The sequence below is a fragment of the Kitasatospora sp. NPDC087315 genome (genome assembly GCF_044744345.1).
GTDB lineage: Bacteria > Actinomycetota > Actinomycetes > Streptomycetales > Streptomycetaceae > Kitasatospora.
Genome location: NZ_JBIUYD010000022.1, coordinates 62448 through 85621, shown reverse-complemented (window position 1 = coordinate 85621; position 23174 = coordinate 62448). Strand labels below are relative to the sequence as shown.

Annotated in this window: 17 protein-coding genes and 1 riboswitch; of the genes, 3 read left to right on the top strand and 14 right to left on the bottom strand. The window is 74.2% G+C overall.

The annotated features are described in order from the left end of the window. Positions 1–199: 199 nt before the first annotated feature. Complete coding sequence (locus tag ACIO5D_RS28470; RefSeq protein WP_400798684.1) at positions 200–1030, top strand: hypothetical protein; 831 nt, start codon at positions 200–202, stop codon at positions 1028–1030. Between the two features lie 38 nt (positions 1031–1068). Here the strand turns inward: ACIO5D_RS28470 and ACIO5D_RS28465 are convergent, their stop codons facing one another. Genes ACIO5D_RS28465 through ACIO5D_RS28445 form a run of 5 tightly spaced genes read right to left on the bottom strand, consistent with a single transcriptional unit; the run spans position 1069 to position 7711 of the window. Continuing rightward, on the bottom strand, positions 1069–2448 hold the full coding sequence (locus ACIO5D_RS28465; RefSeq protein WP_400798682.1) for a cobyrinate a,c-diamide synthase: 1380 nt from the start codon (positions 2446–2448) through the stop codon (positions 1069–1071). A gap of 10 nt (positions 2449–2458) precedes the next feature. Then, positions 2459–3064, bottom strand: coding sequence for a cob(I)yrinic acid a,c-diamide adenosyltransferase (cobO, locus tag ACIO5D_RS28460; protein WP_363607981.1), 606 nt, complete (start codon positions 3062–3064; stop codon positions 2459–2461). A 5-nt stretch (positions 3065–3069) separates the two neighbouring features. Continuing rightward, positions 3070–5184, bottom strand: a complete 2115-nt coding sequence (locus ACIO5D_RS28455; protein WP_400798679.1) for a putative cobaltochelatase — start codon at positions 5182–5184, stop codon at positions 3070–3072. Next, positions 5181–6725 (bottom strand): cobyric acid synthase, encoded by a 1545-nt coding sequence (locus tag ACIO5D_RS28450; protein WP_400653964.1) that lies wholly within the window; start codon positions 6723–6725, stop codon positions 5181–5183. The genes ACIO5D_RS28455 and ACIO5D_RS28450 overlap by 4 nt, the downstream gene beginning before the upstream one ends. Then, positions 6722–7711 (bottom strand): cobalamin biosynthesis protein, encoded by a 990-nt coding sequence (locus tag ACIO5D_RS28445; protein ID WP_400653966.1) that lies wholly within the window; start codon positions 7709–7711, stop codon positions 6722–6724. Before ACIO5D_RS28445 ends, ACIO5D_RS28450 begins: the two co-directional genes overlap by 4 nt. A gap of 98 nt (positions 7712–7809) precedes the next feature. Next, positions 7810–7974, bottom strand: a riboswitch (cobalamin riboswitch). 280 nt (positions 7975–8254) lie between these two features. On the opposite strand from ACIO5D_RS28445, the gene ACIO5D_RS28440 reads away from it, so the two are divergent. Together ACIO5D_RS28440 and ACIO5D_RS28435 are read left to right on the top strand one after the other, a co-directional pair. After that, a complete protein-coding gene (locus ACIO5D_RS28440) occupies positions 8255–9370 on the top strand; it encodes an alpha/beta hydrolase family protein (protein ID WP_400798677.1) in 1116 nt (371 codons plus the stop codon). Positions 9371–9800: 430 nt separating this feature from the next. Beyond that, the gene (locus ACIO5D_RS28435) at positions 9801–11075 is read left to right on the top strand and encodes a hypothetical protein (RefSeq protein ID WP_363607976.1); all 1275 of its coding nucleotides are present in this window, start codon (positions 9801–9803) and stop codon (positions 11073–11075) included. Positions 11076–11181: 106 nt separating this feature from the next. Here ACIO5D_RS28435 and ACIO5D_RS28430 read toward each other — a convergent pair whose 3' ends face one another. The 9 genes from ACIO5D_RS28430 to ACIO5D_RS28390 all read right to left on the bottom strand — a co-directional run bounded on the left by ACIO5D_RS28430 (position 11182) and on the right by ACIO5D_RS28390 (position 22811). Further along, complete coding sequence (locus ACIO5D_RS28430; protein WP_400653970.1) at positions 11182–12060, bottom strand: CDP-alcohol phosphatidyltransferase family protein; 879 nt, start codon at positions 12058–12060, stop codon at positions 11182–11184. Next, positions 12047–12739, bottom strand: a complete 693-nt coding sequence (locus ACIO5D_RS28425; protein ID WP_363607975.1) for a phosphatidylserine decarboxylase — start codon at positions 12737–12739, stop codon at positions 12047–12049. The genes ACIO5D_RS28430 and ACIO5D_RS28425 overlap by 14 nt, the downstream gene beginning before the upstream one ends. Positions 12740–13236: 497 nt before the next feature. Beyond that, a complete protein-coding gene (locus tag ACIO5D_RS28420; RefSeq protein WP_363607974.1) occupies positions 13237–14439 on the bottom strand; it encodes an acyl-CoA dehydrogenase family protein in 1203 nt (400 codons plus the stop codon). A 157-nt stretch (positions 14440–14596) separates the two neighbouring features. Continuing rightward, positions 14597–15100, bottom strand: coding sequence for a MaoC family dehydratase (locus tag ACIO5D_RS28415; protein ID WP_363607973.1), 504 nt, complete (start codon positions 15098–15100; stop codon positions 14597–14599). An 18-nt stretch (positions 15101–15118) separates the two neighbouring features. Then, positions 15119–16105 (bottom strand): HpcH/HpaI aldolase/citrate lyase family protein, encoded by a 987-nt coding sequence (locus tag ACIO5D_RS28410; RefSeq protein WP_400653976.1) that lies wholly within the window; start codon positions 16103–16105, stop codon positions 15119–15121. A 26-nt stretch (positions 16106–16131) separates the two neighbouring features. Continuing rightward, a complete protein-coding gene (locus ACIO5D_RS28405; RefSeq protein ID WP_400653978.1) occupies positions 16132–18171 on the bottom strand; it encodes a protein meaA in 2040 nt (679 codons plus the stop codon). Beyond that, on the bottom strand, positions 18171–19541 hold the full coding sequence (gene ccrA, locus ACIO5D_RS28400) for a crotonyl-CoA carboxylase/reductase (RefSeq protein WP_363607970.1): 1371 nt from the start codon (positions 19539–19541) through the stop codon (positions 18171–18173). The genes ACIO5D_RS28405 and ccrA overlap by 1 nt, the downstream gene beginning before the upstream one ends. A gap of 391 nt (positions 19542–19932) precedes the next feature. Further along, positions 19933–20850: a TetR family transcriptional regulator gene (locus ACIO5D_RS28395; RefSeq protein ID WP_400653980.1), complete on the bottom strand. Its 918-nt coding sequence runs from the start codon at positions 20848–20850 to the stop codon at positions 19933–19935. Positions 20851–21032: 182 nt separating this feature from the next. Next, positions 21033–22811 carry a 3-hydroxyacyl-CoA dehydrogenase family protein gene (locus ACIO5D_RS28390; RefSeq protein WP_400798674.1) on the bottom strand — a complete coding sequence of 593 codons (1779 nt, stop codon included), beginning with the start codon at positions 22809–22811 and terminating at the stop codon, positions 21033–21035. Positions 22812–23174 lie beyond the last annotated feature (363 nt).

Sequence of the window (23174 nt, the reverse complement as noted above, 5' to 3'; positions counted from 1 at the left end):
TCGGTACGACCCGGAACTTCGAGCGGCCGGTCCACGTCGAGCACTGCGAGAGCGATGCGAGAACATGGCGGCCGGGCCGACGGCACGGTGAGTGCCTCGGGCGTGCCGACAGGGCGGGGGATCGGGAGCGGTGAAGGAAGCGGAACGGCCGGGCGGAGCGCGCACGGGCGGGCTGTCGGGAGGGGCGCCGGGCGAGCGGATGCCCAGCGACTCCTGGCCGGCGCTGCACGGGCGCCCGGTGCTGCGGCGCACGGTCGCGGTGGGGCTGGTGCTCTGCGTGGCGGTCGCGGCGGCGCTGATGGTCCGGGGCGTCAACGCGCTGACGCTCGGCCGGGAGACGCCCGAGACCGACCGCGACCGCGCCGAACTGCTGGCCGGTCTGCATCCGTCCCAGCACCCGGGCGCGGGGCCGTACTACGTGCCCGTCGGGGCGGTGTACACGCGCACCGCGGACGGCGTTCCGGTGGCCTATCTGCACTACCGGCTCGGCGGCGGCCGGAACGTCGGGGTCGGCGACTTCCTGCGGACCTACGACCTGCCCGCCCCCGGCCCCAGCGCGCCGCTGCCGCCCGACCTGGCGGAGGCCCTCGGCGGCGACGAACCGGCCGAGGCGCCGGAACTGCCGGAGCCGCGGACCGACCTGCCGTCGTCCGCCCCCGACGCCCCGCCGGACCCGGCGCCCACGGCGGCGGTACCGGCGGCCGCGCCCGGCAGCGCGTCCGACACCGGGCCCGTCGTCTCCCCGGCCCCGCCCGGCCTCCAGGCCGAGGGCGCGGGCCCGAGCGAGTGCGCGGGCGAGGGCGGCGAGGGGAGCGGGGACGAGGAGACGGAGCCGTGCGGGGCGACGGAGACCCCCGCCCCGGCCACGCCCGAGCCCGAGCCCGTCCCGGCTCCGACCGCGACTCCCACCCCGACCCCCACCCCGGCACCCCCGGACGCCCGCCCGACCACCGGCCGCCGGATCTACGTCGCCACCGTCCCCGGAGGCCTGCCGGGCGCCGCCGACATCTACGTCCGCGCCACCGGCTGAGGGGCGGCCGGGATCCGGCCCGCCCGCCCCGGCGGGGTTCAGCCCGCCCGGTGCGCGGCGGCCGCCGCCGTGAACGAGGCGGCCAGCTGTGGCGATCCGGCCCAGTGCAGGTGCAGGTAGGAGGCGTGCACCTGGCCCGCCCCCGTACCCGTACCCGCGAAGCCCTCGGTGCGCGGGCCGGCCGGCAGCCGCCAGCCCCAGGCCGGCCGCTCGCCCGCGCCGGGCTCGCAGACCGTGCGGTGGAACTCGTGCCCCCGTACCCGGGTGCCGGCCGGGCCGAGCGGCGAGTCGTGCAGCGCCACCGCCTCCCGGTAGCCGAGGGTGAGCCGCTCGGTCATCCGGGCCGCGGTGTCCAGCACGCCGCACATCGGCAGGCCGTCCAGCTCCCGTCCCAGGTACAGCAGTCCGGCGCACTCGGCGGCGATCGGCGCACCCGAGGCGGCGAACGCGGCGATCGCCCCGCGCAGCGCGGTGTTGCCGCTCAGCTCGCGGACGTACAGCTCGGGGAAGCCGCCGCCGATCACCAGCCCCGCCGTGCCCTCGGGCAGCGCGTCGGCGTGCAGCGGGTCGAACGGCACCACCTCGGCGCCGGCGGCGGTCAGCAGTTCGGCGTTCTCGGCGTACGAGAAGGAGAACGCGGCGCCGCCGGCCACCGCGATCCGGGGCGTGCCGGGCACCGGCGCCACCTCGGCGGCCGGGTCCCACGGCGCGTCGTCCAGCGGGGGAGCGGTCCGGGCCAGTGCCAGCACCGCGTCCAGATCGACCGACCGGCCGATCAGTTCGCCCATGTCCGCGACGGCCCGCAGGGCCTCGGCCGAGCGCTCCACGGCCGGGATCAGGCCGAGGTGGCGGGACGGCGTGGCGACCGCCGCCGAGCGGCGCACCGCGCCCAGCACGGGCACGCCGGAGCCCTCCTCCAGGGCCTCGCGCAGCAGGTGCTCGTGCCGGTCGGAGGCGACCCGGTTGAGGATCACCCCGGCGAGGCGGACCTCCGGGTCCCAGGAGGCGAAGCCGTGCACCAGCGCGGCCACCGAGCGGGACTGCGAGGAGGCGTCGACCACCAGCACCACGGGCGCCCGCAGCAGCTTGGCGACGTGCGCGGTGGACGCCAGCTCCCCGCGCCCGGAGGCCCCGTCGAAGAGCCCCATCACGCCCTCGACCACCGCCACGTCCGCCCCGGCCGCGCCGTGCAGGAAGAGCGGCGCGATCCGCTCCGGCCCGCACATGAAGGCGTCCAGGTTGCGGCCCGGGCGGCCGGCGGCCAGGCCGTGGTAGCCCGGGTCGATGTAGTCCGGGCCCACCTTGTGCGGCGAGACCGCCAGCCCGCGGGCGGCGAGCGCCGCGATCAGGCCGGTGGCGACGGTGGTCTTGCCCGAGCCGGAGGACGGCGCGGCGACGACGAGACGGGGAATGTTCACGTACCTGCGACTACCACTCGATACCGCGCTGGCCCTTGCGGCCGGCGTCCATGGGGTGCTTGACCTTGGTCATCTCGGTGACCAGGTCGGCGACTTCGGTCAGCGCCTCGGGCGCGTACCGGCCGGTGATGACCACGTGCTGGCTGCCCGGGCGGTCCCTCAGCACCGTCAGCACCTCGTCCACGTCGATCCAGCCCCAGTGCATCGGGTAGGTGAACTCGTCCAGCACGTAGAAGCGGTAGGTCTCGGCGGCCAGGTCGCGCTTGACCTGCTCCCAGCCCTCCTTGGCCGCCGCCTCGCTGTCCATCTCCATCTCGGCGGAGCGCTGCACCCAGGACCAGCCCTCGCCCATCTTGTGCCAGGCCACCGTGCCGCCCTCGCCGGAGGCGCCGAGGACGCGCAGCGCGTTCTCCTCGCCGACCTTCCACTTGGCGGACTTGACGAACTGGAACACCCCGACCGGCCAGCCCTGGTTCCAGGCCCGCAGCGCCATGCCGAACGCGGCCGTGGACTTGCCCTTGCCGGGGCCGGTGTGCACGGCGGTGATCGGCAGCGTACGGCGCTGACGGGTCGTCAGGCCGTCGTCGGGGACGTTCTCGGGCACTCCCTTGGGCATGGGGTTCAGGCCGCCTTTCGCATCGTGGTTGCACGGTTGTCGCGGACGAGCGAGGCCACGCCTTCGGCCCGCAGCTCGTCCAAGGTAACGGCGGAGGCGCCGAGCCGGGCGGCCAGCGTCCGGGCGAGGCCGAGCCGGACGGGGCCGGTCTCGCAGTCCAGCACCACGCTCGCCACGCCCTGGGCGGCGAACAGGGCGGCCGCGCGGTGGGACTGCGCGACGGCGTCCCGGGCGCCGGTGGCGCGGCCGTCGGTCACCACGACCAGCAGCGGACGGCGGTCGGGGTCGCGCATCCGCTCCACCCGCAGCACCTCGTGCGCGCGTAGCAGCCCGGCCGCCAGCGGGGTGCGTCCGCCGGTGGGCAGCGACTCCAGCCGGGCGGCGCCGACCTCGACCGAGGAGGTGGGGGGCAGCGCCAGCTCGGCGGACGCGCCCCGGAAGGTGATCATGCCGATCTTGTCGCGCCGCTGGTAGGCGTCCATCAGCAGCGAGAGCACGGCGCCCTTGACGGCGGTCATCCGCTGCCGGGCCGCCATCGAGCCGGAGGCGTCCACCAGGAACAGCACCAGGTTGGACTCCCGGCCCTGGCGGACCTGTTCGCGGAAGTCGTCCTTGTGCAGAACCAGCGCGCGGGACGCCCGCCCGCGCGCCGCCTGGTGCGGCGCGGCGGCCTGCAGGGTGGCGCTCAGGTGCAGCCGGGCCAGCCGCCCCTGCGGGCGCCGGGCGCGGATGGTGTGGCCGCCGTCGGTCTCGGCGGGGGAGCGGCGGCCCTGGGCCCCGCGCCCGGTGCCGTCCACCTTGAACAGCCTGGTCCGGTACGGCTCCCCGGCGGCCACCGGCGCGGACTCGCGCGCGGGGGCGGGGTGCTGTGCGGGCACGGGCGCCTGCTCGGGCGTCTGCTCCGGGGCCGGTCCGGGTTCGGGGGCGGGGGCCTCGGCGCCGGGTGCGTCCGGGCCGGTCGGCCCGGTCGGCTCGGGTGCGCCGCCACCGCCGTCGGGGCCGCCCCCGTCCGGACCGCCGTCCGGGTCGGGTCCGTCGCCCTCGGGGCCGCCCTCGGGCCCGTCCTCCGGCTGCGGTTCGGGCTGCGACGCGGGCTCGGGCTCCGGGTCGGCGTGTTCCTCCAGGGTCCGGTCGAGCTGCTCCTCGTCCAGGCCGGGCGCGTCGAACGGGTTGCGCCGGCGGCGGTGCGGCAGGGCCAGCCGGGCGGCCTTGCGGACGTCCTCCTCCAGCACCTCCGTCCGGCCCGCCCAGGCGGCCAGCGCGACGGCGGTACGGGCCATCACGATGTCCGCCCGCAGCCCGTCCACCTCGAACGCCGCGCAGACGGCGGTGATCTGACGCAGCGCCACATCGGCCAGTTCGACCTTGGGCAGCAAATCCCGTGCGGTGGTGATCCGTTCGGCGAGCGCCCGCTCGTCCTCGGCGAACCGGGCGGCGAACCCGGCCGGGTCGGCGTCGTACGCCAGGCGGCGGCGGACCACCTCGGCGCGCTCCGCCGGGTCGCGGGTGGCGGCGATCTCCACGGTCAGGCCGAACCGGTCGAGCAGCTGCGGGCGCAGCTCGCCCTCCTCCGGGTTCATCGTGCCGACCAGCAGGAACCGGGCCGCGTGCCGCACCGAGACGCCCTCGCGCTCCACGTAGGAGCGGCCCATCGCGGCGGCGTCCAGCAGCAGGTCCACCACGTGGTCCTGGAGCAGGTTGACCTCGTCGATGTAGAGCACGCCCCGGTGCGCCCGCGCCAGCAGCCCCGGCTCGTACGCCTTGACGCCCTCGGCGAGCGCCCGTTCGAGGTCCAGCGAGCCGACGATCCGGTCCTCGGAGACGCCGACCGGCAGCTCGACCAGCTGGGCCGGACGGCCGGAGGCCGTGGCGCCGGCGTGCGCGCCGTCCGGGCACTGCGGGTCGGGCGCGGCCGGGTCGCAGGCGAAGCGGCAGCCGTCGACGGTGGCGATGGACGGCAGCAGGCCGGCCAGCGCGCGCACCATGGTCGACTTGGCGGTGCCCTTCTCGCCGCGCACCAGCACGCCGCCGACGGCCGGGGAGACCGCGTTGAGCAGCAGTCCGAGCCGCAGGTCGGCCATACCGACGATCGCGGTGAAGGGGTAGCGGACGTCACTCATGCCTTGTCGGCCTCCTCAGGCGCTCCGGGCGGCAGGAACGGCAGCGACCCCGCGGCCGGCACCCCGCCCTCGATCAGCTTCCACAGCGCGTCGGTGTCCGCGTGCTCCTCGATCAGGTCCCCCAGCCGGTCCAGCCGGGCCTCGCGCGCCGCGGCGAACGAGGTGTCCGGCGCGGGAACGAACGCCCGGCCGGCCAACTCGGCGGTCTCGCGCAGCAGTTCGCGACGGAACCCGTCGTTCTCCAGTGCGCCGTGCCAGGTCGTGCCCCAGACCGCGCCCACCCGGCAGCCGTCCAGAGCGCGGCCCCGGCCGTCGGAGAAGAAGGGGTCTCCCCCCTCGACGGCCACCACACCGTGATGGATCTCGTACCCCTCGACCCGCTGCCCGTACGCCTCGCCGACCGGACGGCCGAGCACCTTCGCGGCCCCGAACCGGACACGCGTCGGCAGCAGCCCGAGCCCGGCCACCTCGCCGGCCCCGGACTCGACCTCGTCCACGATGCCGCGCGCCAGCATCTGGTAGCCGCCGCAGACACCGAGAACCGGCCGCCCGGCGGCGGCCCGTGCCTTCAGGGCCGGCTCCAGACCACGTTCGCGCAGCCAGGCCAGGTCGGCGACGGTGGCCCGGGTGCCGGGCAGGATCACCAGGTCGGCGTCGGCCAGCTCCTCGGGCCGGGTGGCCCAGCGGACCAGCACCCCGGGCTCCTGCGCCAGCGCGTCCACGTCGGTGAAGTTGGACAGCCTCGGGAAGCGCACCACGGCCACCCGCAGCACGTCCGCGCCGACCGGCCCGCGGCCCTCGGCGCGGTCCACCACGGTGGACAGGTCCAGCGAGTCCTCGGCGTCCAGCCAGAGCCCGGGCAGCATCGGCAGGGTGCCGAGCACCGGGCGGCCGGTCAGCCGGTCCAGCATCTCCAGCCCGGGCGCCAGCAGCCGGGCGTCGCCCCGGAACTTGTTGACGAACCAGCCCGTCACATGGCGCTGGTCCTCGGCGGACAGCAGCGCCAGCGTCCCGTACATGGCGGCGAACACCCCGCCGCGGTCGATGTCCCCGACCACCACCACCGGCAGCCCGGCGGCGGTGGCCAGACCCATGTTGGCGATGTCCCGGTCGCGCAGATTGATCTCGGCGGGCGACCCGGCCCCCTCGCAGACCACCACGTCGTAGCGGCTGCGCAGGTCCGCCAGGCACTCCAGGGCCCGCTCCAGCAGCACCGGCTTGCGCTCGCGGTAGTCCAGCGCGCCCACCTCGGCGACCGGGCGGCCGAGCAGCACGACCTGGCTGCGGCCGTCCGCGCCTGGCTTGAGCAGCACCGGGTTCATCGCCGCCTCGGGCTCCACCCGGGCCGCCTGCGCCTGCATCGCCTGGGCGCGGCCGATCTCGGCGCCGCCGGCGGTGACGAAGGAGTTCAGCGACATGTTCTGCGCCTTGAACGGCGCCACCCGGACACCCTGCCGGGCCAGCCAGCGGCAGATGCCCGCGGTGACCACGGTCTTGCCGGCGTCCGAGGTCGTCCCGGCGACCAGCAGTGCGTTGCTCATGCGCTCCTCCTCTTCTTCCGTCCCAGGACGGTCCGGCTTCCTGTGGCGGCCCGGACCGCCGCGTGCCCGGCGACGGCGGTGCCCAGGGCCAGCAGGCCCACCCGGCGGGAGAGCCGGCAGGCCCGCTCGATGTCCTCCACCGTCACCGGCCGCAGCTCGCCGCCCAGCACCGGCCGGTGCTCCACCCGTTCCCCGTACGCGAGGGTGCCGCCCAGCCGCACGCCGACCGCGCCCGCGAACGCGGACTCGGCCTGGCCCGCGTTGGGGCTCGGGTGCGCGGAGCCGTCCCGGCGCCAGATCCGCCAGGCCGTCCGGGGTTCGGGCGCGGCGGCCACGGTGAGCAGCGCGGTCAGCCGGGCGCCCGGCCAGCCCGCCACGTCGTCCAGCCGGGCCGAGGCCCAGCCGAACCGGGCGTAGCGCGGCGAGCGGTGGCCGACCATCGCGTCCAGCGTGTTGACGGCGCGGAACGCCAGTAGCCCGGGCGTGCCCGCGAGCGCGCCCCAGACCAGGGCGTTCACCACGGCGTCGGCGGTGTTCTCGGCGACCGACTCGACCACCGCGCGGGCGATCTGCTGCTCGTCCAGCGCGCTCGGGTCGCGCCCGCACAGATGCGGCAGCCGTTCCCGGGCCGCCGTCAGATCGCCCGCGGCGAGCGAGCGGCCGATGGTCCTGGCCTCCCGGGTGAGCGAGGTGCCGCCGAGCACCGTCCAGGTCGCGGCGGCGGTCAGCGCGGCGCGGCCGAGCGGCCGCCGGCCCAGGGCGCGTTCGGCGGCCACCGCCCCGGCCGCGACGGTGCCCACGCAGAGCGCGGTGTAGGCGGTGCCGGCGGCGCGGTCGTCGCGCCAGAGCGTCTTCTCCAGCCGGCCCGCCGCGCTGCCGAAGGCGGCCACCGGGTGGCCGCGCCGGGGATCGGCGAAGCGGGCGTCGGCGAGATGTCCCGCGACGGCGCCCAGCGCGAAGGCGGCCGCGCGGGTCAGCGGGCGCACGGCGAAGGGCGGCAGAGGGGGCGGGCGGTCGGGGCAGCCTGCATCGCGTGCGTGTCCTCACTCAGGGTCCGCGCCCTGGATCGACGTACCGGCGGCGAGAGTCTCCTGGCTTCCGGGTCCGACACACCCCCGGAGCCTCCAGCGGCTTCTGACGGCCCGCCGATGGGCCCCTCCTGCCTGTTGGCGGGCAAGGAGGGAATTGATCCGAGCGTGCTCCCCGGTGACAGTGGCGGGACCGCGCCGGACTCGCACCGGCTTCCTCTGCATGCCTCCGTTTGGCTGAAGGATCCCATCACGCGGCCGAACCGGGAGTCAACCAAGGTCACGGAGGGGTTGGTCACACGGCCCGCCCGCGCGCCGCCTCCGCGGGTCGGTGTCGCGGGGGTGCGGAGGGGGCGCGATCGCCCGGCCGCAGGTGGAGGCCGCGGCCCCCGCTGTCCCGTCCGGCGTGACACCCGGTCGGCCCATGCCCGGTGGCCCCGGTCCGGTCCCGCGAGTGGACTGGTGGGTGCCCAGTCCGCGATCAACAGAGCGGGGAGCGATATGCGTTGGGGAACCGCGGCCGCCGTGGCGGCCGCCGCCGTCGGCACCGGGGCCGCCGTACTGCTGGCCGGGCGCAGGGCCGTCCAGCGGATGCTCCACCCGGCGGCCGTTTCCCGGCCGCAGGCGGGCCCCGTCACGGTGCGGAGCCTGGCCGTCGGGCGGGCCACCTTCACCCGCAGCCCGGAGAGCACCCGCCCCGGCCGCTGGGCCGTCGAGTGGGACGAGGGCGGCCACGCGGTGGTCGACGAGATCCTGCACGCCGACGAACAGGGCGTCACCCGCCGACTGGTCCGCGCCGACCGGGGCGCCCTTACGCCCGGCACCGAGGTCCGCTTCACCCCCCGGGTCCACCTCGGCGACCCGACCGGCGCGCTCGGCCTGCCCTACGCCGAGACCGCCGCCGAGGGCGAGCTGGGCGCCCTGCCCGCCTGGCGGCTCGACGGCAAACGCGGCACCTGGGTGATCCTGGTGCACGGCCCGGGCGCCGACCGGCAGCAGACGCTCCCGGTGCTGCCCGTGCTGCACCGTCTCGGTCTGCCCGCCCTCGCCGTCACCTACCGGGGAGACCGGGGCGCGCCGGCCGCGCCGGACGGCCTCGACGACTTCGGCGAGACCGAGTGGCGGGACGTCGAGGCGGCAGTGCGGCTGGCCCTGGACAGCGGCGCCGGCCGGGTCGTGCTGCACGGCTGGTCGCTCGGCGCCACGATGGTGCTGCAGACCGCCGCCCGGTCCGCCTGGGCCTCGGCGATCAGCGGCCTGGTACTGGACTCCCCGGTGCTCGACCGGCCGGTCTTCGCCCGCCGGGGCGCCACCCGGGCCGGGTTCGGCCGTACGGCCGCCGGGCCGGGCGCGCTCGCCGCCGAGGGCCGGACCGGGGTGGACCTGGCCGACTTCGCGCGGCTCGCCGAGGGCACCGACCTGCGGGTGCCCACCATGGTGCTGCACAGCCCTGACGACCCGGTGGCGCCCTGGCGGGCCGCCGCCCGGCTCGCCGACCGCCGCTTCGACCTGGTCAGCCTCCAGGCCTTCCCCGGCGCCGACCACGCCGCCCTCTGGAACGCCGACCCCGACCGCTATGAAGAGCTGTTGCGCCGCTGGCTCACGCCGTTGCTCTGACGACGGCTCCGGCCGGCCGTCCGGCAGCTCCCTCCGGCCCGGCCGGCCGACCGCTCTGACCTGGCGTGTTCGCGTCATGCAGATCCGGCCAGGCGGTTTGGCCTCTGTTGCCCGATCTTGTCGACCCGCCGCGACCGCCCTTCCGGAGTCCGTGGCCAACCGGATGTGACAGAAGGCCGGTACAAGGGGAAGACTGCTCGACGTGACGTCTCGGAACCCGCGCGACCGTGATGCCCCGCTCCCGCCGACGATCGGTACCGGTGCGACGGTGACCCGTCTCCCCGGAACGGCCCACCGCCCCGCCGGCATCAGGCCGGGCGCTCCCGGCGTACCCCGCCGACGAGGCCCCGCACCCGCTCCCGGCCGAGGCCGGGTCCCCGTACCGGAGGGCTTCCCGGCCCCCGCCGAGCTCGCTCCGCTGGCCCGTCGGATGCTCGTCGACGCCGTCCGGATCGCCCGCTGGGCCGGCGAACTCTCCGAGGTCGACAAGCGCGGCGAACTGCTCCCCGAGGACGCCCGCGCCGCCGGCCGGGCACTCGCCATGACGGTGGGCGCCGCGGCCCGGGCCTGGGGCCAGGCCCTGCTGGTCGGCCTGGTCGAGGCCAGGGACGGCGGCGCCGCCCCCGGCTGGCGCCTGCACGCCTGGGAGCACGACGACGAGGCCGTGGTCCGCGGCTGGTCGGCGCTGTTCGACGCCTGGACGCTGCTCGCCCCCGTCCCGCCAGCCGCGCTGCGCGGCGTCTTCGCGGTGCTCGCCGGGCAGGCCGTCGACCAGGCGCCGCAGCTGCTCTCCTTCCTGCACCTGGTGGCCGGCCCGGTCGCCGACAGCGAACTGCTGGAGCTGCTGCGCCGGGGCCTGGACGAGCGCCGGGTCGGCGGTGGCGCCGGTGCGCTGGGCCTCTCGCCCATCCCGCACGCCGCCTCCGCCGTGTCCGCCGTCCGCGGCACCTGCCGCGAGCCGCAGATCGACACCCCGGCCGCGCCGTCCGACGTCGCCGCCGTCCTGGACTGGATGCTGGACGGCCTGGCCGCCGTCGGCGCCGTGGTCCGCCGGGACGAGGCCGCCGAGCTCTCGCCGCTCGGGCACTGGGCGGTGCGGGCCAAGCTGGAGGAGATCTGTACCGTCGCGCAGACCGCCGCCGGCCACATCGAGCAGAGCGCCTTCGAACTGCTCAACGCCTGCGCCGACTACTCGCCGGGCCCGGCCCGGGCCGAGTTCCGCGCCTGGGTCGCCGCCCGTCCGGCCGACCGGGCCGTGGCCGAGCTGCTGGACGCCGCCCAGGGCGACGACGCGCTGGTCCGCGGCCTGGCCTTCGAGGCGCTCCGGGTGGCCGGCAGCACCGCCGAACAGGCCGTCCGCGCCGCGGTGGACGAGCCGGTGCTGCGCCCGTACGCGCTGCTCTGGCTGGCCGAGCAGTCGGACGAGGGGGTCTCCCCGGCCGATGTGCTGGGCGCGGAGGACGCCGCCTGGCTCTGGGTGGACACCGCCGCCGCCGTACTCGACCACGGGGAGACGGATCTGCTGGTCGGCCATGTCGAGGGCGCCTCGGCGGGTGACCCGGTCCGGCTGTTCGCCCGCGCCAGGCAGTCCGGGCACCCCCGGGCCGCCTCGGTGCTGACCGCCGTCTCCGGTGTCCACCCGGACCCGGGCGTGGCCCGCGCGGCCCGCCGTTCGGCGTTCAGCGTCCACCGCGGCGGGGCGTAACCCGGCCGGCGGTCCCCAGGCTCCAGGGCTCAGGGCCCAGGACATGACGGAGGGCCCGGATCCAGTGGATCCGGGCCCTCCGTCATGCGGTCGCGCGTGCGGCCGGTCAGCCGATCCGGGACTCCGCGCGGCGGGCGCGGACGTCGCCGACCTTCTGGCCCACCTTGCGGCGGATGACCAGCAGCGGAGCCATCGCGGCCAGCGTGATCTGGGCGAAGGCGCCGATGTGCAGCAGCATGTCGCCGCCGGGCAGGCCGGTCGCCCAGGCCGCCAGGCAGCCGATCGAGACCACGATCCAGCAGAGCGTGGCGGTGGCCAGCAGCCCCTGTGGCTTCGGGTACTCGATGCGGCTCATCATCAGGTACGCGGTGCCCGCGATGGCCAGCAGGCCGGGCAGGAACGGCGGGTCCAGCAGCACGATGGCGATCACCGTCATGGCGCCCATCGGGCAGGGCATGCCCTGGAACACCCCCGGGCGCATCTTCACGGCCGAGAAGCGGGCCAGCCGCAGCACCACCGACAGCAGGACCGTCAGTGCGATCAGGGCGGAGAGCCGGCTGTCGGAGCCCGGCGAGACCATGCCCCAGACCGCGACGAAGTAGGCCGGCGCGATGCCGAAGCTGATCAGGTCGGCCAGGTTGTCGAGTTCGGCCCCGAGGGCGGAGGAGCGCAGCTTGCGCGCCACCAGCCCGTCGAAGAGGTCGCACATCGAGCCGATCAGCAGCAGCGTCACCGCGGTGGCGGCGCTGTGCCGGTCCGGAGCGACGTCCGGGTTGGTGATGTGCGGGACCAGGACCCCGGTGGTGATCGAGTAGATCGCCAGGAAGCCGCAGACGGCGTTCCCCAGGGTCAGGAAGTCGGCGGTGGACAGGTGCTGCGGAGAACGCGGAGCACGCAGCTCGCGGTCGCGCGCCCAGCGGCGGCGGCGCAGAACCGTCTCCTCGTCGTCCAGGCCGACGATCGTCTCAGGATCAGTCACGGTCAAGGCGCGTCACCCCGGCTGTGGTCTTCTGGCCGACCTCGACGCCGACCTCGACGCCGGCCGGCAGGTAGGTGTCGACCCGGGACCCGAACCGGATCAGACCGATCCGATCGCCCTGCTCGACCTTGGTTCCGGCCTCGACGTACGGCACGATCCGGCGGGCCACGGCCCCCGCGATCTGCACCATCTCGATGTCGCCGAGCTCGGTGTCGAAGTGCCAGACGACCCGCTCGTTCTGGTCGCTGTCCTTGTTGAACGCGGGCACGAAGCCGCCCGCCACGTGCTCGACCGACGTGACCGTGCCCGGCAGCGGCGCGCGGTTCACGTGGACGTTGAGCGGGCTCATGAAGATCGCGACCCGGGTGCGGCCGTCCGGCCAGGCGTCGATGCTCTGCACCACGCCGTCGGCGGGGGAGATCACTCTGCCCGTGCCGATCTCACGCTCGGGGTCGCGGAAGAACCACAGCATGCCCGCGCCGAGCGCGCAGGCGGGTACCGCCGCCAGGGCCCACTTGCCGCTGCGCCGGGTGAGCGCGGTGGTCACGGCGGCCGTGGCGAGGGTGGGGACGAACCAGGGGGTGGCTCCGCGCGCGATGGTCACGCGGGGTCGCCGACCGGCCGTCGGAGCGGCGAGGGCATCGCCTTCCGGGACGGAGGTGTGAGGGGACGGGCTGATGGGCATCGAAGACCTTTGTCGCGGGGGATCATGGCCGCTGGACGGGGGCCACCGCGGGGATCGAGTAATAAAGGGACGGCTGCTGTCCCGGTGGATGCTATCGGGAGCACACGGTGGGTGGGCAACCCGCCTGCTCGTTCATGTGTCCTGTGCGCGGCGTTCGCGCGCCTTCTGTGTGTACGACCGTAGCTCGCCCCGGTCCGGTTCCCAAGGGTCCTGACGAGGCCGGTGACTCTTGTCTCAACGGGCGTCCCGGAGGAACCGGGGACCGCCAAGGGCGTGTCGCGGACGCGCGGAAGCGGCCGCCGGGCGTGTGACAGCAGTTGTACGCCCTGCGGCCGCTTCCGGAAGGCCGTGCCGGACTCCCGGCGGACCAGGCCGGGGTTCCTGGTGGCACGGCGCGGTGCCGGGACGGGCCCGCACGCCCGTCGACCGGCCGTCACCGGGTCGGTTGAGTCGCCTGCCCGGGGAGACCCCCGCTCGGCGCGTCCCCCGCCCGGGGGTCACTCCGCGATGCGGTACTCCTCCAGCAGCCGGCGTCCGATGATCATCTTCTGGATCTCCGCAGTACCTTCACCGATGAGCAGCATCGGGGCCTCCCGGTAGAGGCGCTCGATCTCGTACTCCTTGGAGAAACCGTAGCCGCCGTGGATGCGGAAGGCGTCCTCGACGACCTCCTTGCAGTACTCGGAGGCGAGGTACTTGGCCATCCCCGCCTCCAGGTCGTTGCGCTCGCCGCCGTCCTTCTTCCGGGCGGCCATCACCATCATCTGATGGGCGGCCTCCACCTTGGTGGCCATCTCGGCGAGCTTGAACTGGATCGCCTGGTGCTCGGCGATCTTCTTGCCGAAGGTGGAGCGCTGCTGGGCGTAGGAGACGCCCAGCTCGAAGGCGCGGCGGGCGACGCCGCAGCCGCGGGCGGCCACGTTGACCCGGCCGACCTCGACGCCGTCCATCATCTGGTAGAAGCCCCGGCCCGGGACGCCGCCGAGGACGCGGTCGGCCGGGACGCGGACGTCCTGCAGCACCAGCTCGGTGGTGTCGACGCCCTTGTATCCCATCTTCTCGATCTTCCCGGGCACGGTCAGGCCGGGGACGGACGGGTTCGGGCCGAAGCCCGCCGTCTTCTCGATCAGGAAGGTGGTCATGTTCTTGTACGGGGTGCTGCCGCCCTCGTCGGTCTTGCAGAGCACCGCGACCAGGGTGGAGGTGCCGCCGTTGGTGAGCCACATCTTCTGGCCGTTGAGGACGTAGCAGTCGCCGTCCCGGACCCCCTTGGTGGAGATCGCGGAAACGTCGGAGCCGAGGCCCGGTTCGGACATCGAGAAGGCGCCGCGGATCTCGCCGGCCGCCATTTTCGGCAGAAAGTAGTCCTTCTGCTCCTGGGTGCCGTGCGCGTTGATCATGTGCGCGACGATGAAGTGGGTGTTGACGATTCCGGATACCGACATCCAGCCGCGGGCGATCTCCTCCACCACCAGGGCGTAGGTCAGCAGCGACTCCCCGAGGCCGCCGTACTCCTCGGGGATGGTGAGGCCGAAGAGGCCGAGCTGCCTCATCCCCTCGACGATGGCGGTCGGGTACTCGTCCCGGTGCTCCAGCTCGGTCGCGACCGGAATGATCTCCTTGTCGACGAAATCCCGCACGGTGGCGAGGATGTCCCGCTGGATCTCGGTGAGGCCGTCGGTCTGTGCGAGGCGTCCCATCGTGCGGCTCCTGTGGAGAAGAGGAAGAGGGTGGGGGTAAGGGCGGAAGAGCGGGGGGGGGGGGATTGCCGGGGGCCCCGCCGGCGTGGCTGCGGCAGCAGGGCCCCCGTACCGGGGTGGGGTTCGGCCGATGACGGCGGCCTACCCGTCCGGGGTCCTAGGGCTGCGGGGTGGGGCGCCCGGGCTGTTCGCCCCCGCGCTCCTTGGTGTAGGTCTCGGTCGGCACCATCACCTTGCGGCGGAAGACGCAGACGACGGTGCCGTCCTGCTTGTAGCCCTTGGTCTCGACGTGGACGATGCCCCGGTCGTCCTTGGACTTGGACGGCCACTTGTCGAGCACGGTCGTCTCGCCGTAGACGGTGTCGCCGTGGAAGGTCGGCGCGATGTGCCGCAGCGACTCGACCTCCAGGTTGGCGATGGCCTTCCCGGAGACGTCCGGGACGGACATGCCGAGCAGCAGGGAGTAGACGTAGTTGCCCACCACGACGTTCTTGCCGAAGTCCGTCGTCTTCTCGGCGTAGTTGGTGTCCAGGTGGAGCGGGTGGTGGTTCATGGTGAGCAGACAGAAGAGGTGGTCGTCGTACTCGGTGACCGTCTTGCCGGGCCAGTGCTTGTAGACCGCGCCGACCTCGAACTCCTCGTAGGTGCGTCCGAACTGCATGATCAGGGCTCCTGGGGGTCAGGCCTGCGGGGGCTCGAACGTGGAGGTGCGCTTGAGACCGGCGGCGCGGCCCTTGCCAGCGATGACCAGTGCCATCTTCCGGCTGGCCTCGTCGATCATCTCGTCGCCGAGCATCGCGGAGCCCTTGGCGCCGCCCTCCTCGGAGGTGCACCAGTCGTAGGCGTCCAGGATCAGCTCGGCGTGGTCGTAGTCCTCCTGCGCGGGCGAGAAGATCTCGTTCGCGGCGGCGACCTGGTCGGGGTGGAGTACCCACTTGCCGTCGAAGCCGAGCGCGGCGGCGCGGCCGGCCACCTCGCGGTAGCCCTCCTGGTTGCGGATCTGGAGGTAGGGGCCGTCGATCGCCTGGAGGTCGTTGGCCCGGGCGGCCATCAGGATGCGCATCAGGATGTAGTGGTAGGCGTCGGCCGGGTAGCCGGCCGGCTGCTCGCCGACCACCAGGGACTTCATGTTGATCGAGGCCATGAAGTCGGCCGGGCCGAAGATGATCGTCTCCAGCCGGGGCGAGGCCGTGGCGATGGCGTCGACGTTGATCAGGCCCTTGGCGTTCTCGATCTGCGCCTCGATGCCGATCCGGCCGACCTCGAAGCCCATGGTCTTCTCGATCTGGGTGAGCAGCAGATCGAGGGCCCTGACCTGCTCGGCGTCCTGGACCTTCGGCAGCATGATGCAGTCGAGGTTCGGGCCGGCGCCCTCGACGACGGTGATCACGTCGCGGTACGTCCAGTGGGTGGTCCAGTCGTTCACGCGGACGACGCGGGTCTTGCCGCCCCAGTCGCCGTTGTTCAGCGCGTCGACGATGGAGTGCCGGGCGCTCTCCTTGACCAGCGGGGCGCAGGCGTCCTCGAGGTCGAGGAAGACCTGGTCGGCGGGCAGGCCCTGGGCCTTCTCCAGGAAGCGCGGGTTGCTGCCCGGTACCGCGAGGCAGGAGCGGCGGGGGCGGAGCCGGTCGAAGGCGGCGGCGGGCGTCGGGCTGGCGTTGCTCATGAGGGCGGGTCAGTTCCTTCCGGGGGTCAGCTGGTGGTCGCGGCGGGCTCGGGCGTCCACGGCTGGAGCCTGTTGGCCAGCCGGATCTCATCCACGATCCGGCCGATGATGGTCGTGATGCCGAAGTCCTTCGGGGTGAACACGGCGGCGACGCCGGCGGCCTTGAGGGCCTCGCCGTCCGCTGCCGGGATGATGCCACCCACGATCACCGGGACATCCTCCACCCCGGCGCGGCGCAGCCGCCGCAGTACGTCGGGAACCAGCTCGGTGTGGGCGCCGGAGAGGATCGACAGGCCCACGCAGTGCACGTCCTCGGCGACGGCGGCGGAGACGATCTGCTCGGGTGTCAGCCGGATGCCCTGGTAGACCACCTCGAACCCGGCGTCCCGGGCGCGGACGGCGATCTGCTCGGCGCCGTTGGAGTGCCCGTCCAGCCCGGGTTTGCCGACCAGCAGCCGCAGCTTGCCGGCGCCGAGCTCGGCGGCCGTCGCGGCCACCGCGGCGCGGACCGCGGCCAGCTCGCCGCCCGGCTCGGCCGCGACCGCGACCGGGGCGCCGCCGACGCCGGTGGGCGCGCGGTACTCGCCGAAGACCTCGCGCAGGGCGAAGGCCCACTCGCCGGTGGTGACCCCGGCCCGGGCGCAGTCGAGCGTCGGCGCCATCAGGTTGGCGTCGGTGGCGGCGACGGCCTTGAGCTCCTCCAGCGCCCGCTGGGCGGCGGCCTCGTCGCGCCGGGCGCGCCAGTCCTCCAGCGCGGCGAGCACGGACTGCTCGGCGGCCGGGTCGACCACCATGATCGCGGTGTCGAGGTCGGCCGTGAGCGGGCTCTCCTCGGTGGTGTCGAAGCAGTTGACCCCGACGATCTTGTCCTCGCCGGACTCGATCCTGGCCCGGCGGGCGGCGTGCGAGGCGACCAGGCTGGACTTGAGGTAGCCGGACTCGACGGCCGGGATGATGCCCCGGTTGCCCGCCCGGGCGCCCATCTCCAGCACCTTGGCGATCTCGGCCTCGGCGCCGGCCAGCAGCTCGGCGGTCTTGGCCTCGACCACCTCGGAGCCGTTGAAGAGGTCCCCGTACTCCAGCAGGTCGGACTCGTAGGCGAGCACCTGCTGGATTCGCAGCGACCACTGCTGGTCCCAGGGGCGGGGCAGGCCGAGCGCCTCGTTCCACGCGGGCAGCTGGACGGCCCGGGCGCGGGCGTCCTTGGAGAGCGTGACGGCGAGCATCTCCAGCACGATCCGCTGGACGTTGTTCTCCGGCTGGGCCTCGGTCAGGCCCAGCGAGTTGACCTGGACGCCGTAGCGGAAGCGGCGCTGCTTGGCGTCCTGGATGCCGTAGCGCTCCAGTGTGACCTTCTCCCAGAGCCGGGCGAAGGCGCGCATCTTGCACATCTCCTCGACGAAGCGCACGCCGGCGTTGACGAAGAAGGAGATCCGGGCGACCACCTCGCCCATCCGCTCGGCCGGCACCTGGCCGGAGTCGCGGACCGCGTCCAGCACCGAGATGGCGGTGCACATCGCGTAGGCGATCTCCTGGACCGGGGTGGCACCGGCCTCCTGGAGGTGGTAGCTGCAGATGTTGATCGGGTTCCACTTGGGGAGGCGCCCGACCGTGTAGGCGATCATGTCGGTGATCAGGCGCACCGAGGGGCCCGGCGGGAAGACGTGCGTCCCCCGCGAGAGGTACTCCTTGACGATGTCGTTCTGGGTGGTGCCGGTGAGCCCGGAGATGTCGGCGCCCTGCTCCTCGGCGACCACCTGGTAGAGCGCCAGCAGCCACATCGCGGTGGCGTTGATCGTCATCGAGGTGTTGGTCCGGTCGAGCGGGATGCCCTCGAACAGGGTGCGCATGTCCCCGACGTGGCCGACCGGGACGCCGACCCGGCCGACCTCGCCGCGGGCGAGGACGTGGTCGGAGTCGTAGCCGGTCTGGGTCGGCAGGTCGAAGGCGACGGAGAGACCGGTCTGACCCTTCGCCAGGTTCCGCCGGTAGAGGGCGTTGGAGTCGCTCGCGGTGGAGTGGCCGGCGTAGGTCCGCATCAGCCAGGGGCGGTCGCGGTCTGCCATCAGAGGCCCCGGCTCGGCTCTGCCGCCCGCTCGGAGACCTCGCGGAACAGGTTGATGGCCGGCAGGTGCTTCGCGCGCAGCTCGGCGTCGCGCACGCCCAGGCCCTCGGCGGGGGCGAGGCAGAGCACGCCGACCTTGCCCTGGTGCTTGTTGTGGTGGACGTCGAGGGCGGCCTGGCCGGTCTGCTCCAGCGGGTAGACCTTGGACAGCGTCGGGTGGATCTTCCCCTTGGCGATCAGGCGGTTGGCCTCCCAGGCCTCGCGGTAGTTGGCGAAGTGCGAGCCGACGATGCGCTTGAGCGACATCCACAGGTACCGGTTGTCGTACGAGTGCATGTAGCCGGAGGTGGAGGCGCAGGTGACGATGGTGCCGCCCTTGCGGGTGACGTAGACGCTCGCGCCGAAGGTCTCGCGGCCGGGGTGCTCGAAGACGATGTCCACGTCCTCGCCGCCGGTCAGCTCGCGGATCCGCCCGCCGAGGCGCTTCCACTCGCGCGGGTCCTGGGTGTTCTCGTCCTTCCAGAACCGGTAGCCCTCGGCGGAGCGGTCGATGATCGCCTCGGCGCCCATCGCCCGGCAGATCTCGGCCTTCTGGTCGTTGGAGACCACACAGATCGGGGTGGCGCCGCCGGCCAGCGCGTACTGGGTGGCGTACGAGCCGAGGCCGCCGCTGGCGCCCCAGATCAGCACGTTGTCGCCCTGCTTCAGGCCCGCGCCGTTCTGCGAGACCAGCTGGCGGTAGGCGGTGGAGTTGACCAGACCGGGGGAGGCGGCCTCCTCCCAGGTCAGGTGGGCGGGCTTGGGCATCAGCTGGTTGGTCTTCACCAGGGCCAGCTGGGCCAGGCCGCCGAAGTTGGTCTCGAAGCCCCAGATCCGCTGCTCCGGGTCCATCATCGTGTCGTTGTGGCCGTCGGAGGACTCCAGCTCGACCGAGAGGCAGTGGGCGACCACCTCGTCGCCCGGCTTCCAGGCGTTGACCCCGGCGCCGGTGCGCAGGACCACGCCCGCGAGGTCCGAGCCGACCACGTGGTAGGGCAGGTCGTGGCGCCTGGTGAGCGGCGAGAGGCGGCCGTAGCGCTCCAGGAAGCCGAAGGTGGAGACCGGTTCGAAGATCGAGCTCCACACCGTGTTGTAGTTCACGGCGCTGGCCATGACGGCGACCAGCGCCTCGCCGGGGCCCAGCTCGGGCAGGGCGACCTCGTCGAGGTGGAGGGACGTGCGGGGGTCCTTGTCGCGGCTGTCGAGGCCCGCGAACATCTGCTCCTCGTCCTTGTGGAGCGTCACCGCCCGGTAGGACTCCGGCAGTCTGAGCGCGGCGAAGTCCGCGGACGTGCTGTCGGAGCTGAGGATCGCGTCGAGGATTTCCTTCATGGCTGCCTCCGAAGGCGTACCTGTGCCGAGGGAGCACAGGGCGTCTGGGGGAGCCGGGAGCGGACACCGGCTTCGCTGAGGTGGGTGGTGGGTGGTCTGGCGGGGTGGGCCTGGCGTGCGCCCGGCTGGTGCCTGGCGTAGGGCAGAGCTCCCGGGGTGTGGGAACGCCGGACGACGGCGCGCCGAGGTGGGAGCCGCGGCGCCGCGACTGGTGGGTAACAAGGTAGTGGCACCCTGTGCCACGCGTAAAGACACCGGGTGTCATCAATTCGGGTGAACCGGATCCGTGTTCGACCGGGTGCCCGCAGACGCGGAAGGGGCCCGCGCCGACCCTCCGGCGCGGGCCCCCAAGGCCCTGTGAAACCGCTTCGACCTGCGAAGACGCTACTGCTCAGGCCTCCTTGGCGCTGATCAGCGCAGCCCTGATGCTGTCCACCACCACGTCCAGCGGGGCGTCCGTCCTGGCCACTGTGATGAGCACCTCACCTCCGGGGCTGGCACTCAGTGCGCTCCGGGCCGCCGTCTCCAGCGGCGTCACACTGGCACCGGGTGCCACCAGCGACCCACGCCGTCGCGGGCCGGGCTCCGAGGCGGCCCAGAAGGTCCGCCGGATCACCTCGAAGGAGTGGTCCAGCTGCGCCTCCACGTCCCCCCGCCCGCCGGCCCGCAGCCAGCGCCGCAGCACGTGGTTGTGCGCCGCCACGACCGCCGCCGCCGAGACCTCGGCCAGCATCGAGTCGTCCTCACCGCCGCGCTGCCAGCCCGACGGGATGGACTCGCGGGTGTCGAACCGCCCCAGCAGATAGCGGGTGAACAACCGCTCGTACCGGGCCACCACCGCGATCTCCCGCTCGCGCAGTGCCGGGACCTGACGGATCAGCTGGTACCGCGCGACCGACACCGAGGGGGTGGAGGCGTACATCCGCAGCACCTCCTTGATGCCCCGGCAGACCACGTCCAGCGGGTGCTCCTCGGGCTCGGCGCTGGCCAGCAGGTCGGCCACCCGGACCAGGGTGTCGTCGTGGTCCGGGAAGATCGCCTCCTCCTTGGACCGGAAGTACCGGAAGAAGGTGCGTCGGGCCACCCCGGCGGCCGCCGCGATCTGATCGACCGTGGTCTCCTCGTAGCCCTGCGAGGCGAACAGCTCCATCGCCGCCGTCGCCAGGTCCTGGCGCATCTGCTGGCGCTGCGCGGCCGCCCGGCGGCTGCCCGGGCCGGTGTCGGGGACGGCGGGGCCGGACCCGGCCGGCCGGTCGGCGCCGCGCGGTACGGCGGCGTGCTGTGGGGAGGCTGACTGAACCCGATCCATGTCCGGAACGCTACACGTCCCCGCCGCCGGGGTGGCCGGCCTTCCCCGGCGCACCGGCGGAACCGGGCCGGTCACGGCCGGTCTCGGCCACCGGGCGGCCACCGCCCCGGGGCTCCAGCCGGGCGGCGGGGACCCGTGCGGCACCGCGCCGCGGGGCCCGGCGCCCCCGGCCGACGGCGCGGTCACCGGCGCGCGTGGTCGCGGAAGCCGCGGCCGGTCTTGCGGCCCAGGCAGCCGGCCGCCACCAGGTGCTCCAGCAGTGGCGCCGCCGCCAGACCCGGCTCGCGGAACTCCTGGTGCAGCACCTGCTCGATGGTCAGCGAGACGTCCAGGCCGACCACGTCCAGCAGTTCGAACGGACCCATCGGATAGCCGCAGCCCAGCTTCATCGCGGTGTCGATGTCGTCCACCGTCGCGTAGTGCTCCTGCAGCATCCGCACCGCGTCGTTCAGGTACGGGAAGAGCAGCGCGTTCACGATGAACCCGGCCCGGTCGCCGCACTCCACGGGGTGCTTGCGCACCGCCGCGCACAGCTCCAGCACGGTCGTGGTGACGTCCGGCGCGGTCAGCACCGTGGAGACCACCTCGACCAGCCGCATCGCCGGCGCCGGGTTGAAGAAGTGCATCCCGATCACGTCCTGCGGCCGCGAGGTGGCCGTGGCGCAGCTGATCACCGGCAGCGAGGAGGTGGTGGTGGCGAGCACCGCGCCGGGCTTGACGATCTTGTCCAGGGTGGCGAACAGCTCGCGCTTGACCGCCAGGTCCTCGGCCACCGCCTCGACCACCAGGTCCACCCCGGCCAGCTCGGTGTACCGGTCGACCGGTGTCACCAGCGCCAGCGCCGCGTCCCGCTGGTCCGCCGTCAGCCGGCCCCGGGAGACCGAGCGCTCCAGCGACCCGGCGAGCCGCGCCTTGGCCCGGTCGGCCTTCTCCTGGCCGCGGGCGGCCAGCAGCACCGGGTACCCGGCCTTGGCGAACACCTCGGCGATGCCGGTGGCCATGGTGCCCGAGCCGCAGACTCCGACGTCGCGCACCTCCCGGCCCGGCACCCGCGCCGCGGTGCCGGCGGTCGCCGCGTCGACCGTCCTGGACGAGCCCGGCGCCTCGTAGGTGTAGAAGCCGCGGCCGGTCTTGCGGCCCAGCAGCCCGGCCGCCACCAGCTGGCCGAGGATCGGCGCGGGCGCGTGCAGCCGGTCCCTGGACTGCTCGTACATCGCCTCCAGCACGGTGCGGGCGGTGTCCACGCCGATCAGGTCGAGCAGCGCCAGCGGGCCCATCGGCAGGCCGCAGCCGAGCCGCATCGCGGCGTCGATGTCCTCCCGGGTGGCGTACCGGGACTCGTACATCGCGGCGGCCTGGTTCAGATAGGCGAAGAGCAGCCCGTTCACCACGAAGCCGGCCCGGTCGCCCGCCGCCACCGGCTCCTTGCCCAGGTCGCGGGAGAACGCGGCGGCGTCCTCGGCCACCTGCGGGGCGGTCAGCACGGTGCGGACCACCTCGACCAGCTTCATGGTGTGCACCGGGTTGAAGAAGTGCAGCCCCAGCACCCGCTCCGGGCGGGTGGTGGCGGCGGCGGCGATCCGGGTCACCGACAGGGCGGTGGTGCCGGTGGCCAGCACCGTCTCCGCCGGGCAGATCCGGTCCAGTGCGGCGAACAGCTCCCGCTTCAGCTCCAGTTGCTCGGGGACCTCCTCGATCACCAGGTCCGCCGCCGCGGCGGCCTCCAGCGCGTGGCCCACCGAGATCAGCGCGAGCAGCGCGGCCCGCTCCTCGGCGGTGATCCGCGCACGGGCCACCGCGTGGGCGGTCGCCTCCTCGATCCGGGCCAGCGCCCGGGCGGCCGAGTCCGCGGTGGCCTCGATGCCGATCACCCGGCGGCCGCTCTTCGCGGCCGCGACCGCGACACCGGCACCCATCGTGCCGAGGCCGACCACGGCGACCGTGGGAAAGGGACGCTCCATCTGTCCTGACTCCTTGTCATGAAGGGCCCGCGCGCTCCGGCGGGCGCGCCGCCGCGCCCGTACACCGGGGACGGCCGCCGCCGGAGGAGGGTTCGCGCGCGGGGCTGGGGAGATGACGGTTGCGGCCCACCGGCGCAGCCGCCGGTCCGCTCCGGCCGTGCCGCGGGTGTGCCGTGGTACTCAGGCGCTCAAAGGTGAAGGAAGCGGCGCTGATACGAGGAGGAAACCCGGCCCGCCGCCCATCGCGGCACGGACCGGTGAAAGACGCACCGCCCGCCGCCGCCCGTACCGCACGATCCCGCGCGCCGGCCGACGACCCCGCCGGTGCGGCTCCCGAAGCCCGGCGGTGGTGCGTGCGGACAC

Coding starts and splice junctions, on each gene's coding strand:
- ACIO5D_RS28470 (WP_400798684.1), top strand. CDS start 200: ATGCCCAGCGACTCCTGGCCGGCGCTGCACGGGCGCCCGGTGCTGCGG.
- cobO (WP_363607981.1), bottom strand. CDS start 3,064: ATGCCCAAGGGAGTGCCCGAGAACGTCCCCGACGACGGCCTGACGACC.
- ACIO5D_RS28455 (WP_400798679.1), bottom strand. CDS start 5,184: ATGAGTGACGTCCGCTACCCCTTCACCGCGATCGTCGGTATGGCCGAC.
- ACIO5D_RS28450 (WP_400653964.1), bottom strand. CDS start 6,725: ATGAGCAACGCACTGCTGGTCGCCGGGACGACCTCGGACGCCGGCAAG.
- ACIO5D_RS28440 (WP_400798677.1), top strand. CDS start 8,255: ATGCGTTGGGGAACCGCGGCCGCCGTGGCGGCCGCCGCCGTCGGCACC.
- ACIO5D_RS28435 (WP_363607976.1), top strand. CDS start 9,801: ATGCTCGTCGACGCCGTCCGGATCGCCCGCTGGGCCGGCGAACTCTCC.
- ACIO5D_RS28425 (WP_363607975.1), bottom strand. CDS start 12,739: ATGCCCATCAGCCCGTCCCCTCACACCTCCGTCCCGGAAGGCGATGCC.
- ACIO5D_RS28420 (WP_363607974.1), bottom strand. CDS start 14,439: ATGGGACGCCTCGCACAGACCGACGGCCTCACCGAGATCCAGCGGGAC.
- ACIO5D_RS28415 (WP_363607973.1), bottom strand. CDS start 15,100: ATGCAGTTCGGACGCACCTACGAGGAGTTCGAGGTCGGCGCGGTCTAC.
- ACIO5D_RS28410 (WP_400653976.1), bottom strand. CDS start 16,105: ATGAGCAACGCCAGCCCGACGCCCGCCGCCGCCTTCGACCGGCTCCGC.
- ACIO5D_RS28405 (WP_400653978.1), bottom strand. CDS start 18,171: ATGGCAGACCGCGACCGCCCCTGGCTGATGCGGACCTACGCCGGCCAC.
- ccrA (WP_363607970.1), bottom strand. CDS start 19,541: ATGAAGGAAATCCTCGACGCGATCCTCAGCTCCGACAGCACGTCCGCG.
- ACIO5D_RS28395 (WP_400653980.1), bottom strand. CDS start 20,850: ATGGATCGGGTTCAGTCAGCCTCCCCACAGCACGCCGCCGTACCGCGC.
- ACIO5D_RS28390 (WP_400798674.1), bottom strand. CDS start 22,811: ATGGAGCGTCCCTTTCCCACGGTCGCCGTGGTCGGCCTCGGCACGATG.